Origin of the sequence: Salegentibacter maritimus, assembly GCF_016236975.1 — a bacterium.
Lineage (GTDB): Bacteria > Bacteroidota > Bacteroidia > Flavobacteriales > Flavobacteriaceae > Salegentibacter > Salegentibacter maritimus.
Genome location: NZ_JAEHNY010000003.1, coordinates 291,332 through 310,958 on the forward strand (window position 1 = coordinate 291,332; position 19,627 = coordinate 310,958).

Here is a 19,627-nt window from a genome sequence, read left to right on the forward strand (position 1 = left end):
TGTACGCAAAGCAAACAACATACAATGAAATTTAAAATTAGAGAAGCGAAACCAGAGGATATGCCGGCAGTTTTAGAACTTATACAAGAACTGGCTGAATTTGAAAAAGAACCCGAGGCGGTAATTATCTCGGCAGAAGACCTTAAAAAAGACGGCTTTGGAGAAAACCCGGCTTTTACTTGTTTTGTAGCCGAGGCTAATGGGAAAATTGAAGGTATGGCCCTATGTTATTTTAGATATTCAACCTGGAAAGGAAAAACAGTGCACCTGGAAGATCTTGTAGTAAGGGAAAGCATGCGAGGCGAAGGTTTGGGAAATGCCCTGTATACCCGGGTAATTGAATTTGCCAAAGAACAGGGTGTAAAGCGAACTGAATGGGTTGTTTTAGATTGGAATACACACGCACGCGAATTTTACAGCCGTAGCGGCGCCACTGTCTTTACCGATTGGTGTACCGTACAAATGGATGAGAGTGCCATGAATAACTTTCTTAAAAAACAATCACGTTAATAATAAATTAAGCCTCTTTAATTAGGCCCGGGTCTTAAAATCTATTCCTATTTTTGTATAGAAATATCAATGTTATGGAATACAAAATACGTGAAGCCAGGAGAGAAGATATGCCCGCAGCTTTTGAGCTTATAAAAGAGCTTGCGGCTTATGAAAATGCTCCCGAGGAGGTTGAAATTCAGGTAGAAGACCTGGAACAGGAAGGCTTTGATGACAAAAATTTTAAATGCTTTGTAGCCGAAGTAAATGGTAAAATAGAAGGGATGGCGCTCGTTTATTTTAGGTTTTCAACCTGGAAAGGACGTACACTACACCTGGAAGATCTAATTGTTAGAGAAAGTATGCGAGGCACAGGGCTTGGTGGTGCACTTTACAAAAGGGTTGTAAAATACGGCTACGATAATAACGTTAAACGAGTAGAATGGGTGGTTTCTGAAGCTAATAAAAACGCACAGGAATTTTATAAAAATACCGGTGCAGATATCAAAAAAGATTGGTATACCGTGCATATGGATGAAACCGGAATCCAGAAAAATATCGATTAAAATTTTATGAAGGTTTTTAAATTTGGAGGGGCATCGGTTAAAGATGCAGCCGGGGTAAGGAATGTTCAAAATGTATTGGAGAAAACCGGAAACGGCCCAAAAGTAATTGTTATCTCGGCCATGGGTAAAACTACCAATGCGCTAGAAGTTGTTATTAAAGATTATCTTTTTGAAAAAGATGTACCTAAAAGCCTTCAGGCGGTAGAAGAAGCTCATTTTGAAATTTTAAATGATCTTTTTAAAGGTTCTCAAACTACAATTTTTAATAAGGTTCATGAACTTTTTACCGAGCTTAGAAATTTTCTTCAACATAATAAATCTGAACAATACGATTTTGTCTACGACCAGGTAATTTGCTACGGAGAGTTAATTTCCACAACTATAGTGAGTGCCTACCTTAACAGTCAACATATTGAAAACAATTGGATTGATGCCAGGGAAGTTATAAAAACAGATAGTGTTTACCGGGATGCCGGTGTAAATTGGGAAGAAACCCAGGAAGCTATAAGGCAACACCTAAATTTAAATAAAGTAAACATTACACAGGGCTTTATAGGTTCAGACTACAATAATTTCACCACTACGCTTGGGAGGGAAGGAAGTGATTATACCGCAGCGATTTTTGCCTATTGTTTAAATGCGGAAAATGTTACTATTTGGAAAGATGTTCCCGGAGTTTTAAATGCCGATCCCAGGGTTTTTAAGAACCCTGAACTGCTACAGCATATTTCCTATGAAGAAGCCATAGAACTTGCTTTTTATGGAGCTTCGGTAATACACCCAAAAACGCTACAGCCCCTTCAACAAAAGGAGATCCCTCTTTTTGTAAAACCTTTTTTAGCCCCCGAAAGCAAAGGTACCAAAGTAGGAAAAGGCAGCATGATTTTTCCTGAGATCCCATGTTTTATAGTAAAAAGAGACCTGGTTTTAATTTCGCTCTCTACCCTGGATTTTTCATTTATGGTAGAAGAAAATATAAGTGAAATTTTTAGGCTTTTTCATCAGTACCAGATGAAAGTTGATTTAATTCAGAACTCTGCGATTAGTTTTTCGGTATGTGTAGACAACAAATTCAACCAATTAGAAAAACTTATTCAGCACTTAAAAGCCCGATTTAAAGTTAGTTTTATCCCCGGGGTTTCCTTATTCACCATAAGACATTTTAATGACGAAGCTATTGCAAGCCTTGAAAAAGACAAAGAAATTTTATTAAAACAGCTTACCCATAATACCCTTCAAATTGTAACCCGCAATTAAGTAATTTTATGTTGTTGCTAAATTAAAACAGTCTAAAAATGGGAATTGTAAGTGCCAAAGAAGTCGCCAAAGTAATGAACCTTGAAAAATTGGGTGCTGTAGGAACTTCTATAGGCTGGCTTATACTCAAAACCACTAAACTTTCCCGGCTCAATAAAGAATATCAAAAGCGTAAAAACCTAAACGGAATTGAATTTATAGATTCTATTTTAGAAGGCTTTGAAATAGATTTTGAAATTCCCGAAAAAGACCTGAAACGCATCCCGAAAACTGGGCCGTTTATCACTATTTCCAATCATCCTTTAGGTGGGATAGACGGGATGATTTTAATGAAATTATTGCTGCATGAGCGCCCCGATTATAAGGTAATCGCAAATTTTCTTTTACATCGTTTAGATCCGTTAAGGCCTTACATTATGCCGGTAAACCCGTTTGAGGACCATAAGGAGGCCAAATCCAGCCTGGCCGGAATTAAAGAAGCCATAGCGCATTTAAAAGAAGGCAAGGCGCTAGGAATGTTCCCCGCCGGCGAAGTTTCCACTTATAAAGATCATAAGGTAATTGTAGATAGACCCTGGGAACCGGCCGCGATGAAACTTATACAAAAGGCCAATGTTCCCGTAGTGCCCATTTATTTTCATGCTAAGAATTCTACTTTTTTCTACCGCTTAGCGTCTATGAGCGATATTTTGCGAACTGCAAAACTCCCCAGCGAAATGCTCACGCAAAAGAGACGTAAAATTAAGGTGCGCATCGGCAATCCAATTAGCGTAGAAGACCAATTAGAACACACCAATATAGAAACATATACGGCATTTCTACGCCGAAAAACCTATATGCTTGCCAATGTTTTTGAACAGAAAAAGCTTTTTGATAAAATTCCAAAGAGCTTAAAGTTGCCTAAAAATCCAAAAAAGATTGCGGGGGAAACTGCGCAGATATTAATGGAGACCGAGGTTGAAAACTGTAGGAAAATGGACAAGCGTTTATTGTCCAGCAAGAATTATGAAGTTTTTTTAGCCAAAAAAGAAGTGATTCCACATGTGGTGGCCGAATTGGGGAGGCTGCGTGAAATTACCTTTAGGGCAATTGGTGAAGGCACCAATAATGCGACAGACCTTGATAAATTTGACGAGTATTATTACCATCTGTTTTTATGGGATAACGAGGCTAAAAAAATAGCCGGGGCCTACCGTATGGGTATGGGAAGCGAAATTTACGCCAATCATGGAATAAACGGCTTTTACCTTCAGGAACTTTTTAAGTTTGAACCCGAACTTCATAAGATGATGAGCAAATCTATAGAAATGGGGAGGGCTTTTATAGTAAAGGAATATCAGCAAAAGCCAATGCCGCTCTTTCTACTTTGGAAAGGCATTGTGCACTGTACGCTACGTTTCCCAGAACATAAATACTTAATTGGTGGAGTAAGCATTAGTAATAAATTTTCAAACTTCTCGAAATCTTTAATGATCGAGTTTATGAAATCTCATTATTACGATCCTTATATCGCTCAGTTTATTAAACCAAAGAAAGAATTCAAGGTAAAACTAAAAGACGCAGATAAAGATATTATATTTGATGCCAGCAAAGCCGATTTAAACAAATTCGATAAGATTATTGATGAAATTGAGCCTGAAAATATGCGTCTTCCGGTGTTGATTAAGAAATATATCAAGCAAAATGCAAAAGTAGTGGCGTTTAATGTAGATCCACTTTTCAACAACTCGGTAGATGGGTTAATGTATATACGCATTGCCGATTTACCCGAAAGCACTGTAAAACCGGTAATGGAAGAATTTCAGAAAGAATTGGAGGCAAAATTCAACTCGCAGCATTAAGCTGTTAATTTCATGTTATTCTGAAGCATACATTATGTAGGCTTTTATTTCATTCTTATCTTGAAAATACAAAAATATTAACTAGACATGGAAAAGATATTAATAGCCGGGTCAACCGGACAAACAGGAAAAAGGGTCATTGAAATTTTGAATAATACCCAAAACTTTAAACCCGTTGCTATGATTCGCAAAGAAGAGCAGAAGCAAATCTTTGATGATATGGAAGTGGAAAGTGTAATCGCAGATCTTGAAGGCGATATAGACCACGCTTTTAAAGGAATAGACCGGGTTATCTTTGCGGCCGGTTCAGGAAGCAAAACCGGCCCTGACAAAACCATAGCTGTAGACCAGGAAGGTGCTAAAAAAATGGTTGATGCCGCTAAAAAACATAATGTAAAGAAATTTATTATGCTTAGCGCAATGGGAACCGATAATCCGGAAGAAGGTGGTGATTTAGAACATTACCTAAAAGCGAAAAAAGAAGCAGATGATTATCTGGTAGACAGCGGAATTGTTTACACTATTTTACAACCCGGCAGGCTTACCGACGATATGGGGCTTGCTAAAGTAAAATTAGCTCCAAAATTGAAAGAGCGAGGCGAGATTTCCCGTGATGATGTAGCTTTTTTATTGGTAATGTGCCTGGCCGATCCGCTAGGTAAAAACATGGCTTTTCAAGCACTGGAAGGCGAAGAATCTATTAAATCGGCACTTGTGGAGTTAAGCCAGAACAATTAATAAGCATCTTATATGATAAAAAGCTGTTTGGAAATTCCACAAGGTAGATCCTGAAACAAGTTTAGGATGACGCTAGAATTTCCAAACAGCTTTTTTTATTCTATAAATTATCTTTTACAAATTTTTCGCACCAGGCCTTTATTTCGTTCCTGGTGGTTTTAAAAGCTTCCTGAATTGCTTTTTCTGAAGCCTCTACTTTAGAAGGATCTGCAAAATTATGATGCAGCCTAACAGCATTTTTAGAAGGAATAAACGGGCAATGCTCATTTGCGTGATCACATACGCTAATAATAAAATCGAAATCTATAGTCTTATATTCATCTATATGATTGCTGGTATGTCCTGAAATATCCATTCCGTCCAGCTTCATTATTGCTACCGCCTTTTTATTTAAACCATGCGTTTCTATTCCGGCACTATAAATATTAGCTCGAGATTTGGCAAAATGTTCAAGATAGCCATGTGCCATTTGGCTTCGACAGGAATTTCCGGTGCAAAGTACAAGTATGTTTTTCATACACTAATTTTTAACAGCAACCACTTCCCGGGGCACATGCATTCTCATTCACCTCTTCGGCACTTTCTACTCCGCAGGTCTCTTTCGCCTTACAATCGGTAGGATTTACAGCGAGTTTTATCATTAAGTTTTCGTTTTTAATTTCAAATCCGGTAACAAACAACTGTGCGGTATGAAAGTTAGCGTTACTGTATTCGAATTTCACCTCAGCTTCTAAGTCGTAGGCTTTCATTTGCCCTACTTTTTCCAGGATTGCAAGGGCTTTCGACACTTTCATAAAAGCTGTTTTACCAATTTCTTCTGGGCTTTCCCATAACTGAATAATCGTTTCGTTCCAGGAATCTGTTCCTGAACCGCAGTCTACCGAGTCTATTTTAATATGTTTTACTTCGGTAATATGATAATTGGCTCCAACCAATAGATTCGGTGCATATTCAAAAAGAAGTGCTTTTTCCTGATGTGATTGCAGTACATCAAATAATTCTGAAGTTTTCATAATTCAAATATTTATATATCGCAATATTACGATTAATATAAATTATAAAAAAGCCTACTAACTAATTTTTCTGGTTCGATTCAAAAAAAGCATCTTTTTAATTATAAAAAAGCCCGGTCATTAGGCTCCCAAAGTTCTATTTTATTTCCTTCAGGGTCCATTATCCAGCCAAATTTTCATTCTTTTACTTTCTGAATTTCATCGAAAACTTCCACTCCTTCCTCTTTTAAGGTTTCCAACAGTTTTTGATTCGATAACTCCAATTTGCAGATTGCTTCTTTCAATAAAAATCGGGATCACAACGACAAAAAATTTACCGTTTTAAAGAATAAAAACTTTAAAGTATTAGATTCTGAAATAAATTCAAAATGACGTCACATCATAAAAAAACCTCACAGGCCTGCAAGACCTGTGAGGTTTAAACTATTTTAGATAAGGGTATATTACCTTCCTTCCCCTTTTCCGAATTTATCGATAATTTTTCCGGCAATTACACTTGCCAGTTTTTCGTGAGATTCTTTGGTCCATCCTGCTACGTGGGGGCTTAAAATCACGTTATTTAAAAACATAAGTTCCCGCATAGGATCCGGAATTTGATTTTCTATACTCAATGAAACGTTCTTTTTGTTAGAAAAAAGACTTTCAAAAGAAGCCTTTTCATATTCTAAAACATCTAAACCGGCACCAAGTACACGCCCATCTTTTAAAGCATCCACAAGATCTGCGGTTACTACATTTTTACCACGGGCAGTATTGATAAACCAAAATGGCTTTTTATAGGCATCAATAAACTCTTTATTGACCATCTGGTCGGTTTCCGGCGTCCAGGGGGTGTGTAGGCTCACTACATCGCATTTCTCACGAAATTCTTCCAAAAACACCTGTCTGGCATTTTCGTCGCCTACATTTTCTTTAATATCATAACAAAGCACTTCCACCTCAAAGCCACGTAATTTTTTAGCAAAGGCTTTTCCCATATTTCCATAGCCTACAATTCCTACGGTTTTTCCGTCTAATTCCAGGCCTCTATTTTCTTCCCGGTGCCAAAGGCCGTCCCGTACTTCCCTATCTGCTTTATTCAGTTTATTAAAAAGGGAAAGTAACATGCCCAGGCTGTGTTCCCCCACCGCATTTCGGTTTCCTTCAGGAGCCGAAAACAACGTAATCCCATGTTTTTCGGCATACTCTACATCAATATTTTCAAGACCGGCACCTACTCTGGCAATAAACTTTAAATTTGGAGCAGCATCTATAAATTCACGATCTATGGTATACCGACTTCTAATTACAATCCCGTCGTACAAATGCTGATTTTCAAGGGTTTCTTCCCGAGATTGGCTATAGCCCTCTATATTATGATGACCGGCATCGTCTAATTGTTTAATTAAAGTTGGATGATTTGTATCTGAATGTAAAATAATCATTGCTCTAAAATGAGTTTTTATTTTTTATAACATAACGCCGCCTGGAGAACATACCAAAATAGCATCTCCTCATTACATTAAATTAAGTTTGAAAAATGGAAAAATTGTATAAAAATGATGGCGGTTTCATCTTTCTTTACCCACTATGTGAGATTTTATAAGCCTATTTAAAATTTACACGTCAAGCTGAACTTGTTTCAGCTTCTACCAAAACAAGTTTAGGATGCGTATTAAAACAGCCTAATTAATAGTTTCAAAAAATTCCTCAAAATCTTCGATGAGGTACTTTAATAACGAACAGACAAAGGTAAAGAATGATTTTTATAATGAGAAACCTATGCTGGTTAAGTTAAAAACCAAGCATTAATTTAGAGATATAAAAAAAGAGAAAAATACCGAAAATATCATTACTGGTTGTGATAAAAGGCCCTGTAGCAATAGCGGGGTCAATGCCTTGTTTATTTAAAATAATAGGCACAAAAGTTCCTACCAGTGCCGCAACTATAATTACCGAAAGCAAAGATGCAGCTATGGTAAAGCTCACCATTTGATCCTGGCCTACGAGCAAGCCAAATAAAATAACGAGTACCCCCAGGGAGATTCCATTTATTAAACTTAGGCCCACTTCTTTAATTAGGCGCTGTAACAAACTTCCGCGCAAATTATCGTTGGCAAGCCCCTGCACTATAATCGCGCTGGATTGCACCCCTACATTTCCGGCCATGGCCGCAATTAAAGGAGTGAAAAAAAACAAAACCGGGAACTGCTCTAAAGCTTCTTCGAAGCCTTTCATGATATAAACACTGCCCAATCCTCCAAAAAGCCCAAGAACCAACCAGGGCAAACGCGCTCTTGTTAACCTTAAAAGGCTATCATCTGCCTCTACGCTTTCCGAAATACCGGAAGCCATCTGATAATCTTTTTCAGCTTCTTCTTTTATAAAATCTACAATATCATCAATAGTAATCCTACCCACCAGGCGACCCATCTCGTCTACTACTGGAATCGCTTCCAGGTCGTACTTTTGCATAATTCGGGCCACCTCATCCCCTTCGGTATGTACATTTACAAAATCTACCTGTGGGATATACACATCACTAATATTGGCGTGACTAGGGGCGGTAAGTAAATCTTTTAGAGATAATCTTCCCTTTAATTTTTGTTTATCGTCTACCACATAAATAGAGTGTACACGGGTAACATTTTCGGCTTGTTCCCGCATCTCTTTCATACAGCCGGTCACACTCCAATTCTCGTTAACCTTTACGAGCTCTTTTGCCATAAGTCCCCCGGCAGAATCTTCATCATAACGGAGTAGTTCTACAATGTTATCGGCGTGTTCTTCATCTACAAGTTCTGCAATAACATTTTGTTGGCGTTCGGGAGACAGTTCTGAAATGATATCGGCCGCATCATCGGTATCCATTTCTTCCAGCTCTTCTGCAATTTCTTTGGCCGAAAGTGTTTCCAAAATACGTTCCCGAACCCCCTCCTCAAGCTCCATAAGAGCTTCTGCTGTTTTTTGACTATCTAAAAGTTTCACCACATACGTGGCCTCTTCTAAAGATAGTTCGGTAATAATTTCAGCAATATCAGCGTGGTGTACATCTTCAAGATGCAGTAATAATTCCTCGTTGTTTCCTTCGGCAACAAGAAATTTTATTTTGTCAATTAATTCACTGCTGATTTGAAATTGCATACGGCTGAATTTTAAGGGTCAAATCTATAAACTCCCGAAAATCCAATTGCTCCGGGCGCTGGCCAAATATACTATCTTCCTTAAGATTATCGGGTAAATCGAAACTTTTTAAACTATTTCGTAAGGTTTTTCTCCGCTGTTGAAAAGCTTTTTTAACCACGTTAAAAAACAATTTTTCGTTACATGGCAAACTAAAGTCTTCCTTGCGGGTTAAGCGTAAAACCCCACTATCTACTTTTGGTGGCGGATTGAATACCGAAGGAGGCACGGTAAATAGATATTCGGCTTCATAAAAAGCCTGTACCAATACCGAAAGGATTCCATAGGTTTTATTCCCCTTTTTTTCACAAATTCGTTTAGCAACCTCTTTTTGAAACATCCCTGAAAATTCAGGAATTTGATGCTTTAATTCTAAAACCTTAAAAACAATTTGGGTAGAAATATTATATGGAAAATTCCCTATAACCGCAAAAGCCTCATCGCGAAAAACTGTACCCAAATCGTATTTTAAAAAGTCCTGTTGATGAATTCTACCGTGAAGTTTCGGATAATGCTCTTGCAGGTATGCAACACTCTCTGTATCGATTTCTATCACATGTACTTCAGCGTCCTGTTGCAATAGGTATTTGGTTAACACCCCCATACCCGGACCGATCTCCAACACTTTTGTATACCCCTTATAATTAAGCGTTTCAGCAATGTCTTTAGCCACATTTTCATCAGTTAAAAAATGTTGGCCAAGATGTTTTTTAGCTCTTACCTCACCCTCCTGAACCTGGGATGCCTTTCTTTTTTTTTTATACTTCGTCATACAATTATTGCTCGCTTATTACTTGCATTTCTGTTCTAAAAGCAACGAATTTACCTTCAAAAACCTTGCTTTTCTCCCTCATGCTATCCGCATCTTCCTTATAGTAATTATCAAGATCTGCCTTGCTTTGGGCTGTATATTGAACAGAATAGGTGATGCCTCCCATAGCCTCGGTAACCATTACCCGCGTCATAAGTGCTTTTTTGAATTTTCCGGTGTCCAACATTTCGGGAATATGCTCTTCTTTCATCCATTTTAGCCATTCGCTATGAATGCTTTCCTCTACATTTATGGTTACATTATATATGTACATATTGATCTTTTAAGGTGTTTCCTGATAATCTCCTCTAAGGGCCCGATATTTTTTACGAGCTTCGACAAAGTAAATACTATCGGCAAAGTTAAATATTATTTGCTCGTAATATTTTTTGGCCTCTTCCCTATTTCCCAACTCGTTTGCATATAATTCAGCTAAATAGTAATGGGCGTTATCAGAAAGGATATCGGATTTAAAATTTTTAATAATCCTAAGATAATTATCTTTAGCTTTTAAAGCCTGTCCTGTTTCTTCAAATAACTGCGCTTGCTTTAACAAGGATTCATCTTCAATTTTTTCACCTTTATGTACACTTAAAATCTCTCCAAGAAGTTGAATTGCTTCTAAACTTTTCTCCTGAAAGGCCAACAAATCGGCCCGTGCATATTTTTTAAGTGCCGTTTGTGTGGTATCTTCTATAGAATTATCTTCAATAAGCAAACTCAACTCCATCGCATCATTAGCGATAAGCTGAGAGGTAGAAGATTTTAAAATATCAAGCTGCTGTTTAGCCCATTTAAAATCTCCTTTAAAATAACTTGTTTTCGCCACTTTATAACGTGCATTTTGCGAAATTTGATGGTTTTTCACTAAGTTTTGAACCTGGGAATAATAAATTAGCGCTTCGTTAAATTTTTCCTGTAGCACTAAAATATCTGCCAGCGACAGTTTTACTACTGCTTTGTCGAAATTGCTTCCGGCCTTTTTGGAAAGTTCTTTCAACAATGCAATAGCTCTTTCCTGTTTATGTTGCTTAAAAGCCAGGAAATTGGCAAAATCTATTTGTAAAGCCAATGTATTGAGTCCTTCTCCATATTCTTCCAGCAGTTTGGTATATTTTTTTTCGATGTCCTGATATGCGCTTTCATCTTCTTGCTCCAGCTGCATTTGCAATAAAAACTGATTTCCCTGCAACACCAGGTTTTCTGAAGGTGCCTCTTCTATTATATATTCCACAATTTCTGAGGCGGCCTCAAAATTGGAAGCTTCCCGCGCCGCAAACGCAAGATTTAAAATAGCCTGCAAACCTTTATCGCTCCTTTTGTAAATAGCCTTTTCCTGAGAAAAGGCTTTTAAAAACTCCTTCTCCTGAATAAAAAGCCAGCTAAGCATTTCGTTATATAGCAAACTGGGATTTTGTTGCAGTTTTGTAAGCAATAGTCTTCTAAAAACAGTATTGGTTTCACTTGAAGCATCTGCCGAGATATACTTGCCGAACTCACGATTAGCAATTGGGAAAAAATCGGGGTTTGCTTCAATTAGCTCCAGGTAATTTTTAAACATGAGTTCTGTTTTGCCCTGCTCCCCATAAATTCTTGCCAACTGTATATTATAATTTAACTCGCTATTTAGCTCCATTGCCTTTTCATAAGCAGCTGCAGCATTACTGAGCAAGCTATATTTCTGAAAGGTACGTGCTATGGAATACGCATAATTGGGACGTGCATTAATGGCACTTAAAGCCTCTTCATAAAATTTTGCGGCTCTTTGGGTATTTTGTTGAAGTTCGTAATTATGCCCCAGTTCAATTAAAAGTGTTGGATTGTTTGCTGAATTATTCAACCGCTGCCGAAGCAATTCTTCTGCCTTTTTAAAATTCTCCAATTGCTGATGGCTTTGCACCACTCCAAAAAAATAGGCCGTATGCTCCGGTTTTTCTTCTAATAATTGCTCATAGACTTTAAGGGCTTTTTCAAATTCCCCCTGGTCAAAAAAATTACGTGCCAACCTATCAGATTGCGCCCAGACCCCTAAAATGGAGCAAATAAAAAAGATAAAAAACAAGGTAGAGCGCATCCTGTAAATATAAGAATTTGCCCTTTTAATCAATAGTAATCGTGGTTTTAATCTATTAGCCTAAAGCCGGTGTAAGGCACTAAAACATCGGGGATTTTAATCCCCTCTTCGGTTTGGTAGTTCTCCAGGATTCCCGCAAGTACACGTGGTAAAGCCAGGGCACTTCCGTTAAGGGTGTGTGCCAATTCCTTTTTGCCTTCTTTATTCTTATATCGAAGCTTAAGTCGGTTAGCCTGAAAAGTTTCAAAATTTGAAACCGAGCTAATCTCCAGCCAACGATCTTGCGCGGTAGAAAACACTTCAAAATCGTAAGTAAGGGCAGCGGTAAAGCCAAGATCTCCTCCACATAGCCTTAGAATTCGGTAAGGCAATTTTAAATCGGTTAAAATATCTTTAATATGTTCAACCATATTATCTAAAGCAGCATAAGAATCTTGGGGTTTTTCTATCCTTACCAACTCTACTTTATCAAATTGATGCAAACGGTTAAGTCCGCGAACATGTGCTCCATAAGAACCTGCTTCCCTTCTAAAACAAGGTGTAAACCCGGTACAGGCAATGGGAAAATCTTTATCGGTCAGCAGGCGGTCACGATACATATTCGTCATAGGCACTTCAGCTGTTGGAATCATATAAAGATCATCGGCCGTTATATGATACATTTGCCCTTCTTTATCGGGCAACTGTCCTGTTCCCAAACCTGAAGCTTCATTGACCATTAAAGGCAACTGGTATTCGGTATAACCGGCATCAATAGCTTTGTCTAAAAAGTAGGTAATTAAAGCTCTTTGTAAGCGAGCTCCTTTTCCTTTATAAACAGGAAAACCGGCACCGGTAACTTTATTTCCCAATTCAAAATCAATAATATCGTATTTTTTGGCAAGCTCCCAATGTGGCAGTGAACCTTCGGCAAGTACAGGAACATCCCCTTCTCTAAAAACCTCTTCGTTATCTTCTTCTGAATTTCCCGCTGGCACAGATTGGTGAGGCACATTAGGAATAGTATAAAGCAAAGATTCAAGATTGGCTACCGTAGTGGCGAGCTCTTCTGAAAGCGCTTTAGAATCTTCCTTTAAGTTTCCTGTTTTTTCTTTGATTAAATTGGCTTTTTGATGTTCCCCATTTTTAAACATCATCCCAATTTGTTTAGAAAGCCTGTTAGATTCGGCTAAAATATCATCGAGTTTGGCTTGCGTAGCCCGACGTTTATCGTCTAACTGCAGCACCTCGTCAAGAATACTTTCGGCCTCAAAATTTCGTTTTTTGAGTGCGTTTATAAATTCCTGCTTATTTTCCCTAATATGGTTAACCTGTAACATAGCTTTCTTTTATTCGACAATCGAGAGTTAAATATCCCGAGGTTCAGCCCGAAATTACTAATTATTTCTACTTATCGCTTCCTAAAACTATTTGAAGCAATTTACTTTTATCTAAAGCTGCAAATGTAAGAAAAGCACTGAAAATTACTAGTCTAATTTTGAAGGTAAAATCCAGTCGTGATGCTTAAAATGATTCCATTTTTCGGCTGCCAGGTCTACTTTTGGATCTATAAAATTTTGGTAAGGCCTGCCGTTAATACTTATTTTAGACTTTACAAACACCTGTACTTCTTTCCCCTTATTGGCATAATCTTTCTTTAAATACTGCGCAAACTGCCACATCATATCTGGTTTAGAATTTACGGAGCGCATTTGTTTTCTGCTCAGGTAGCGTGCTTTGTTAATGTGAATGGTATCGGTAGTTCCTTTTTCCACTACTTTAAAAGTGGTTTTACCAGACCGGGAGCGCAACATCATACGCCAACTTAGACGATGGCCTTCTTCTGTCCAGAGTACATTATCTTTAATAAACCAATGCCTAAGTGGCAAGCCAATTTGAATTACAAACCAAACCGAAAGCGCCAAAATTAATGTATTTCTAAAAGGAGGAACTATAATTTCAGCTTTATCGTAATAGGGTTTTTTGTTACGAAGAATGTATTTATTAATCCTTTCTGAAGGAAAAAAGAACAGGCAAAAAGCCAGGGACAAATAAGGAAAAATACCTATATGAAAAATAAAACTATTGAATAAATGAAAGAAAATAGCCAGGATAAAAGCCGGCAACCTAGTTCTTTTCCATAGAAGCGCAGGGATAATTAAGAGATCGAAAACAAGTCCAAAATAAGAAATTACATATCTTATCCAGGGCTGTTGCAGCATTTCCCCCACCAACCAATAATCGGCTTTTCCGGCCATAAGCATAGCCGGCAAGGTACCGTCTAGCCAATCTGGGTATAATTTAGCTACCGAGGCATAGGTGTAAACTATCCATAATTGCAGTACGATAAAAAGCCACACCCACTGCGGCATGGCAATTTTCTGTAAATTAGGCTTTTTCCAGCTATCAATCGACAAATATCGATTTGCCGGAAGAAAAAACATTATACCGCATAACAGCATTAGCAGGTAATAATGATTATTATAGGAAGATTTTTGCATCAGGTAAACAGCCGCCCACATAATGGTATAGCAGAAAATACTAAAGCGGTATTTAAAGCCCAGCATTACAAAAACGCCAAACAGCCCCATCAACCCATAATAATATAGCATGCCATTACCGGGAAGTGGCTGTAAAAATTCAAAACCTATAAAGGTAAAAGTAAACTCGGGCTCAATAAGGGCTCTTCGAATCCAACCTGTAAAAATTGCACCAACGGCTTCTAAGGTAATAAGCAGTCCAAAAATAATTCTAAAAGCAATAAGTGCCGAATTATCTACTTGCTTAAAAAGCCATTTATTGAGCATAATTATCTCTAATATATTGTTTTGAAAACGCCTCGTCCTGTCGCATTGCGATTTTTAATGCCTCTATAGAACTAAATTTTTTCTCTGCCCGAATCCTGGTAAGCATTTCTATTCTAAGTTCTTTTCCGTATAAATCTTTATCAAGATTAAAGAAATAGGTTTCTATAGTTTGTTCTTCTCCTCCCACGGTTGGGTTGGTCCCTATATTCATCATCCCAAAATATTTTTCCCCATCTATGGTAGAGCTAACCACATAGACACCATTTTTAGGAATCAATTTATAATCTTCCTTAATACTCACATTAGCGGTTGGGTACTTGAATTCTTTGCCAAGGCCACGACCTCTTACCACCACTCCTTTTAAACTAAAAGGTGTTTGCAAATAATTATTGGCCTGCTCTACCCTACCCTGTAATAGGGCATTTCTAATTTTGGTTGAACTTACGGCCACCTGGTCCACTTCCTGCTTGGTTATTTCCTCTACCTCAAATCCATATTCTTCGCCAAATTGCTTTAAGGTATTGATATCTGCAGTACGGTTTCGGCCAAAACGATGATCGTAGCCAATGATTACTTTCTTAGCTTTAAGCCTATTCACCAAAATATCACGTACAAATTCCTGTGCTGTAAGCCTGGAAAATTGCTGCGTAAATGGGTGCACAACTAAGTGATCTATCCCGGTATCTTCCAGGATCTCGGTACGTTCTTCTATGGTATTTATAAGTTTTAACCCACTTTCTTTTTGCAAAACCATTCTTGGATGCGGAAAAAAAGTAAAGATAACCGATTCAAGATTTTCAATTTTAGCAGCATCTACCAGTCTTTTTATTATTTGCTGATGGCCCGCATGAACGCCATCAAAAGTACCAATAGTAACTACTGTTTGCTTCTCACTTTTAAAAGCATTTGCTCCTTTATGTATCTTCAAGCCCAACTTATTTACCGTTAAATGAATTCATTGTATTAGAAACACCTGCTGTCCCAAAAGATTTCACTAATTCGGATGATTTCTGAAAACGTTCCGGCAGCTCCTTTCTCTCTTCTTCACCCCACTCACCCAGCACGTAGTCTACTTGTTGACCTTTAGAAAACTCATTGCTAATTCCAAATCTAAATCTATTATATTTTGTGGTATTTAGTGTACTTTGAATGTCTTTTAAGCCATTATGGCCACCATCACTACCTTTAGTCTTTAAGCGAATAGTTCCAAATGATAAATTAAGATCATCGGTAATTACCAATAAATTCTGCAATTCTATTTTTTCCTTTTGAAGCCAGTAATTTACAGCCTTTCCACTAAGGTTCATATAAGTAGAAGGTTTTAACAATATAAAAGTTCGGCCTTTGAACTTAAATTTAGCGACATCACCCAATTTTTCGGTAGAAAAACTCACCTCTTCTTTTTCGGCTATATAGTCTAAAATTTTAAAGCCTATATTGTGACGGGTATTTTCATATTTAGGACCCGGATTTCCCAGTCCTACGATCAAAAATTTCTTCATGGGATCTTGTTCTTCTTCCTGGGGCTTTTTCTTACTAAGTATTTTTCCGAAGAAAGGCAGCATAGCATTAGTTTTGGTAAAGATAAAACTATTAGAATATTTAACTAAATGTTTTTAGCCTATAATCCAGATTTAGAAAAAGCTACTACCAACCCAAAAAGACAATTTCTTATTCCTAAAAAAGCTACAAAAGCTTAATTGAAAATAGTTTATTGAGGTTTAAAAAGTATTTAAAATAAAAAAGCATCCTGTACAGGATGCTTTTATGTATTTGTTGGAATAAAAAGATTAGTTCCCCTCTCCTTCTTTCACTGCAGCAACATCACCTGTTTCAGTAGATGGTACTTCGTCTGCCGCTACTTCATCCTCGTCGTCCTCGTCTAAGGCAACAATGTTACGTGAAGTTCTCACCTGGCAAATTACAGTGTTATCTGGATGCTGAATTTCATAAGCTTCATCTTGTACAGCTGTAACATACAGTTTTTGACCAATTTTAAGCTGAGATACATCAGCAGTAATATAATCTGGCAATTCCTGAGCCAAACCTCTTACTTTTAACCTACGTAAGTTGTAACGCAATACTCCACCATTCTTCACCCCTCGGGCAACACCTTCGGTATGGATTGGAATTTCCATAGTGATTGGTTTATCATCACTAATTTGGTAGAAATCTACGTGCAAAATAGCATCTGTAACCGGGTGGAATTGAATATCCTGAAGAATAGCATTAAACTTCTCACTATCTCCAAGTTTAATTTCCACGGTATGCACATCTGGGGTGTACACAAGGTTGTTAAACGAAATTTCATCTGTTGCAAAGTGCAACGGCTTGGCATCTCCCCCGTATAATACGCAAGGAACCTGTCCAGCATTACGCAGGGCCTTTGTGGCTTTCTTTCCTACGCTTTCTCTTTTAGATCCGTTGATCGTAATTGATTTCATTGTTGAAAAATTTTAGGCTGCAAAAGTAGTGCTTTTTTCGTTTCTATAAAACCCTGAATCAAAATTCTTTAAAACAACATTTTAATTCGGGAGTCTTATTAAAAATATAAGCACAAAGGAGTTTACATAATAAACTTAGAACTTATAGATTTATTTTCGTGTACTCTGGTCATCACATCGGCAAAAAGACGGGCACAGCTCACCACTTTAATTTTCTTGCTCTCCTGTTTTAGAGGAATAGAATCTGTAACAATTAATTCCTGAAGCTTCGAGTTTTCAATTCGCTCGTAAGCTTCTCCAGAAAGCACGGGATGTGTACATATTGCCCGTACACTTATAGCACCACGCTCCATCATTACATCGGCTGCTTTAGTTAAGGTACCGGCGGTATCTACCATATCATCTACCAGCACCACATTTTTACCTTCTACATTTCCAATAAGCTCCATATGCGAAATCATATTGGCTTTTGCACGTTGCTTATAGCAAATAACCACATCGCTTTCCAAAGCTTTAGAATATGCATAAGCCCTTTTAGACCCACCCATATCTGGCGAAGCAATAGTTAAGTTGTCCAGGCCTAATTTTTTTAAATGCGGAAGAAATATTGTGGAAGCATACAAATGATCTACCGGCTTTTCAAAGAATCCCTGAATTTGATCTGCGTGCAAATCCATAGTAATAATTCTGGTTGCTCCGGCGGTTTCAAGAATACTGGCAATCATTTTAGCGGCAATTGGCACTCTTGGCTTGTCTTTTCTATCCTGGCGTGCCCATCCGAAATAAGGAAGAACAGCCGTAATATGTCTGGCTGATGCTCTTTTAGCAGCATCTAGCATTAATAACATCTCCATTAAATGGTCTGATCCCGGATGCGTAGACCCTATAATAAAAACCCGGGAACCGCGAACCGACTCTTCAAAAGAAGGTTGAAATTCACCATCACTATACGTGGAGGTAATCACGTTTCCTAGTTTCGCCCCATAAGCTTCTGCTATTTTAGCAGCTAAAGCTTTACTTTGGGTACAGGAAAAAATTTTTGCTTCGGTAGTTACTTCTGGCATCTTGTGTTGTGTTTGCGTATTTTGTGGTACATATGTTGTGAGGGGCCAAATTTATAAATTTATTTTTTCCCGAACAGACTTTGATGGCTTCTACTACCTATTAAAATTTAGAATTTTCACAACAGCCCGGGATTTAAGAAACATACAACGTAAATTCTCATTAAATTGGTAGCTAAAGAAATACAATTTCATTCTACAGCTCCAATACAGCTAATTATCCTTAAAGCCTTAAATTTAAGGTAAAAATGCTTTATCAGCAATCCCCAATAACCATAACACCACTAATTATGAACAACTTACTGATTTTTAACTTTAATTCAACTAAAGCTTGGTCGGGCTGGGAAATACAAAATGATGTTGTAATGGGCGGCAATTCTTTTAGCAAAATGGAGCGCAGCAAGGAAGGAAATGCCATTTTTAAAGGTTATGTTTCCCTGAAAAACAATGGTGGTTTTGCCTCTGTACATTATAAATTTGCCGCCAAAGACATCAGTAATTATAAAAAAGCCTACATTAAATTAAAAGGAGATGGAAAGAACTATCAGTTTCGTGTAAAATCTAATATAGAAGACAAAGCCTCCTATATTTACATTTTTAAAACTACCGGAGATTGGCAAACTGTAGAAATTCCGCTGAAAGAAATGATTCCCACTTACAGAGGCAGAAGTCTCAATATTCCTAATTTTTCGGCTAATAAGATTCAGGAAGTGCGTTTTTTAATTGGAAACAAAAGAGCTGAAAATTTTCGCCTTGAAATGAGCAAAATAGCATTAAAGTAAGGTGTTCTTTAAAACCCTACACCCTATTTCTTTATATCAAATAACAGATTAATGCTTAACTAGCTTATAATGCTTTAGAATAAAAGTTAAAAGCAAACCTGGAAACTCTATACATCTTCATTATTTGGGAAAATTAAGGCTGTTATCCCTTATAATTAGTTGTTCGAAAAAAAACTAAAAAAACCGTGTGATAAAGGGAAAATTTTATAATTTTGCCGTCCACTTGCTCGAGTGGCGGAACTGGTAGACGCGCTGGATTCAAAATCCAGTTTCTTCGGAAGTGCGGGTTCGATTCCCGCCTCGAGTACTTTTAAGACTTCAAACAAAACCAAAACCCCGTAAAACTCAATGTTTACGGGGTTTTTTATTTTGAGACAAGTCCCAGAGCATAAAAGGATCAAGAACATTTTCTGGGTTTTTGATTTTTTAAGCAAATAATTTTTCGAGTCGAAATAAGAAAAACTCGGTATTTCCTACTCCTCTTAATTGTGCTCTAAAGGCTTTTATTGGATCAAGACCATTTTCTGGGTTTTTGCTTTTTTAAGCAAATAATTTTTCGAGTCTAAATAGGAAGAACTCGGTATTTCTTACTCCTCTTAATTG

Annotated in this window: 19 protein-coding genes, 1 tRNA gene and 1 pseudogene; 7 read left to right on the plus strand and 14 right to left on the minus strand. The window is 37.5% G+C overall.

Annotated features, from left to right (window positions below; all coding sequences use genetic code 11):
• The first annotated feature begins 24 nt into the window (after positions 1-24).
• From I6U50_RS04970 to I6U50_RS04990, 5 genes are all read left to right on the plus strand, one after another.
• On the plus strand, positions 25-510 hold the full coding sequence (locus I6U50_RS04970) for a GNAT family N-acetyltransferase (protein ID WP_193711486.1): 486 nt from the start codon (positions 25-27) through the stop codon (positions 508-510).
• 74 nt (positions 511-584) lie between these two features.
• Positions 585-1,055: a GNAT family N-acetyltransferase gene (locus I6U50_RS04975; protein ID WP_193711487.1), complete on the plus strand. Its 471-nt coding sequence runs from the start codon at positions 585-587 to the stop codon at positions 1,053-1,055.
• A 6-nt stretch (positions 1,056-1,061) separates the two neighbouring features.
• Positions 1,062-2,312: an aspartate kinase gene (locus I6U50_RS04980; RefSeq protein WP_193711488.1), complete on the plus strand. Its 1,251-nt coding sequence runs from the start codon at positions 1,062-1,064 to the stop codon at positions 2,310-2,312.
• Between the two features lie 38 nt (positions 2,313-2,350).
• A complete protein-coding gene (locus I6U50_RS04985) occupies positions 2,351-4,153 on the plus strand; it encodes a GNAT family N-acyltransferase (RefSeq protein WP_198638055.1) in 1,803 nt (600 codons plus the stop codon).
• Between the two features lie 87 nt (positions 4,154-4,240).
• Entirely contained in the window at positions 4,241-4,891 is a 651-nt protein-coding gene (locus tag I6U50_RS04990; protein ID WP_198638056.1) for an SDR family oxidoreductase, read from the plus strand.
• A gap of 100 nt (positions 4,892-4,991) precedes the next feature.
• On the opposite strand, the gene I6U50_RS04995 is transcribed toward I6U50_RS04990, so the two are convergent.
• The 14 genes and pseudogenes from I6U50_RS04995 to I6U50_RS05055 all read right to left on the minus strand — a co-directional run bounded on the left by I6U50_RS04995 (position 4,992) and on the right by I6U50_RS05055 (position 18,245).
• The gene (locus I6U50_RS04995; RefSeq protein ID WP_198638057.1) at positions 4,992-5,408 is read right to left on the minus strand and encodes an arsenate reductase ArsC; all 417 of its coding nucleotides are present in this window, start codon (positions 5,406-5,408) and stop codon (positions 4,992-4,994) included.
• 10 nt (positions 5,409-5,418) lie between these two features.
• Entirely contained in the window at positions 5,419-5,904 is a 486-nt protein-coding gene (locus tag I6U50_RS05000) for a DUF6428 family protein (protein ID WP_193711492.1), read from the minus strand.
• A 101-nt stretch (positions 5,905-6,005) separates the two neighbouring features.
• Positions 6,006-6,149, minus strand: a pseudogene (locus tag I6U50_RS15905) (VOC family protein); the annotation flags it as partial.
• A 198-nt stretch (positions 6,150-6,347) separates the two neighbouring features.
• Positions 6,348-7,328 (minus strand): 2-hydroxyacid dehydrogenase, encoded by a 981-nt coding sequence (locus I6U50_RS05005; RefSeq protein WP_198638058.1) that lies wholly within the window; start codon positions 7,326-7,328, stop codon positions 6,348-6,350.
• Between the two features lie 349 nt (positions 7,329-7,677).
• Complete coding sequence (gene mgtE / locus I6U50_RS05010; protein WP_198628674.1) at positions 7,678-9,027, minus strand: magnesium transporter; 1,350 nt, start codon at positions 9,025-9,027, stop codon at positions 7,678-7,680.
• Positions 9,005-9,838 carry a 16S rRNA (adenine(1518)-N(6)/adenine(1519)-N(6))-dimethyltransferase RsmA gene (gene rsmA, locus I6U50_RS05015; protein WP_198638059.1) on the minus strand — a complete coding sequence of 278 codons (834 nt, stop codon included), beginning with the start codon at positions 9,836-9,838 and terminating at the stop codon, positions 9,005-9,007. The genes mgtE and rsmA overlap by 23 nt, the downstream gene beginning before the upstream one ends.
• Before the next feature lie 4 nt (positions 9,839-9,842).
• Positions 9,843-10,151 (minus strand): DUF4286 family protein, encoded by a 309-nt coding sequence (locus I6U50_RS05020; RefSeq protein ID WP_198638060.1) that lies wholly within the window; start codon positions 10,149-10,151, stop codon positions 9,843-9,845.
• Positions 10,152-10,160: 9 nt separating this feature from the next.
• Complete coding sequence (locus I6U50_RS05025) at positions 10,161-11,882, minus strand: tetratricopeptide repeat protein (protein WP_317192014.1); 1,722 nt, start codon at positions 11,880-11,882, stop codon at positions 10,161-10,163.
• Between the two features lie 116 nt (positions 11,883-11,998).
• Positions 11,999-13,270: a serine--tRNA ligase gene (gene serS / locus I6U50_RS05030; protein WP_198638061.1), complete on the minus strand. Its 1,272-nt coding sequence runs from the start codon at positions 13,268-13,270 to the stop codon at positions 11,999-12,001.
• Positions 13,271-13,417: 147 nt separating this feature from the next.
• Positions 13,418-14,737 carry an HTTM domain-containing protein gene (locus I6U50_RS05035; RefSeq protein WP_198638062.1) on the minus strand — a complete coding sequence of 440 codons (1,320 nt, stop codon included), beginning with the start codon at positions 14,735-14,737 and terminating at the stop codon, positions 13,418-13,420.
• Complete coding sequence (locus I6U50_RS05040) at positions 14,727-15,665, minus strand: bifunctional riboflavin kinase/FAD synthetase (RefSeq protein ID WP_193711499.1); 939 nt, start codon at positions 15,663-15,665, stop codon at positions 14,727-14,729. Before I6U50_RS05040 ends, I6U50_RS05035 begins: the two co-directional genes overlap by 11 nt.
• A 7-nt stretch (positions 15,666-15,672) precedes the next feature.
• A complete protein-coding gene (pth, locus tag I6U50_RS05045; protein ID WP_198638063.1) occupies positions 15,673-16,302 on the minus strand; it encodes an aminoacyl-tRNA hydrolase in 630 nt (209 codons plus the stop codon).
• Between the two features lie 225 nt (positions 16,303-16,527).
• Complete coding sequence (locus tag I6U50_RS05050) at positions 16,528-17,181, minus strand: 50S ribosomal protein L25/general stress protein Ctc (RefSeq protein ID WP_193711501.1); 654 nt, start codon at positions 17,179-17,181, stop codon at positions 16,528-16,530.
• A gap of 122 nt (positions 17,182-17,303) precedes the next feature.
• The gene (locus I6U50_RS05055) at positions 17,304-18,245 is read right to left on the minus strand and encodes a ribose-phosphate pyrophosphokinase (RefSeq protein ID WP_193711502.1); all 942 of its coding nucleotides are present in this window, start codon (positions 18,243-18,245) and stop codon (positions 17,304-17,306) included.
• A 287-nt stretch (positions 18,246-18,532) separates the two neighbouring features.
• Here I6U50_RS05055 and I6U50_RS05060 point away from each other — a divergent pair, with 287 nt between their 5' ends.
• Together I6U50_RS05060 and I6U50_RS05065 are read left to right on the plus strand one after the other, a co-directional pair.
• The gene (locus I6U50_RS05060; protein ID WP_232805880.1) at positions 18,533-19,024 is read left to right on the plus strand and encodes a CIA30 family protein; all 492 of its coding nucleotides are present in this window, start codon (positions 18,533-18,535) and stop codon (positions 19,022-19,024) included.
• 225 nt (positions 19,025-19,249) lie between these two features.
• A tRNA-Leu gene (locus tag I6U50_RS05065) sits at positions 19,250-19,331 on the plus strand.
• Positions 19,332-19,627: the final 296 nt, after the last annotated feature.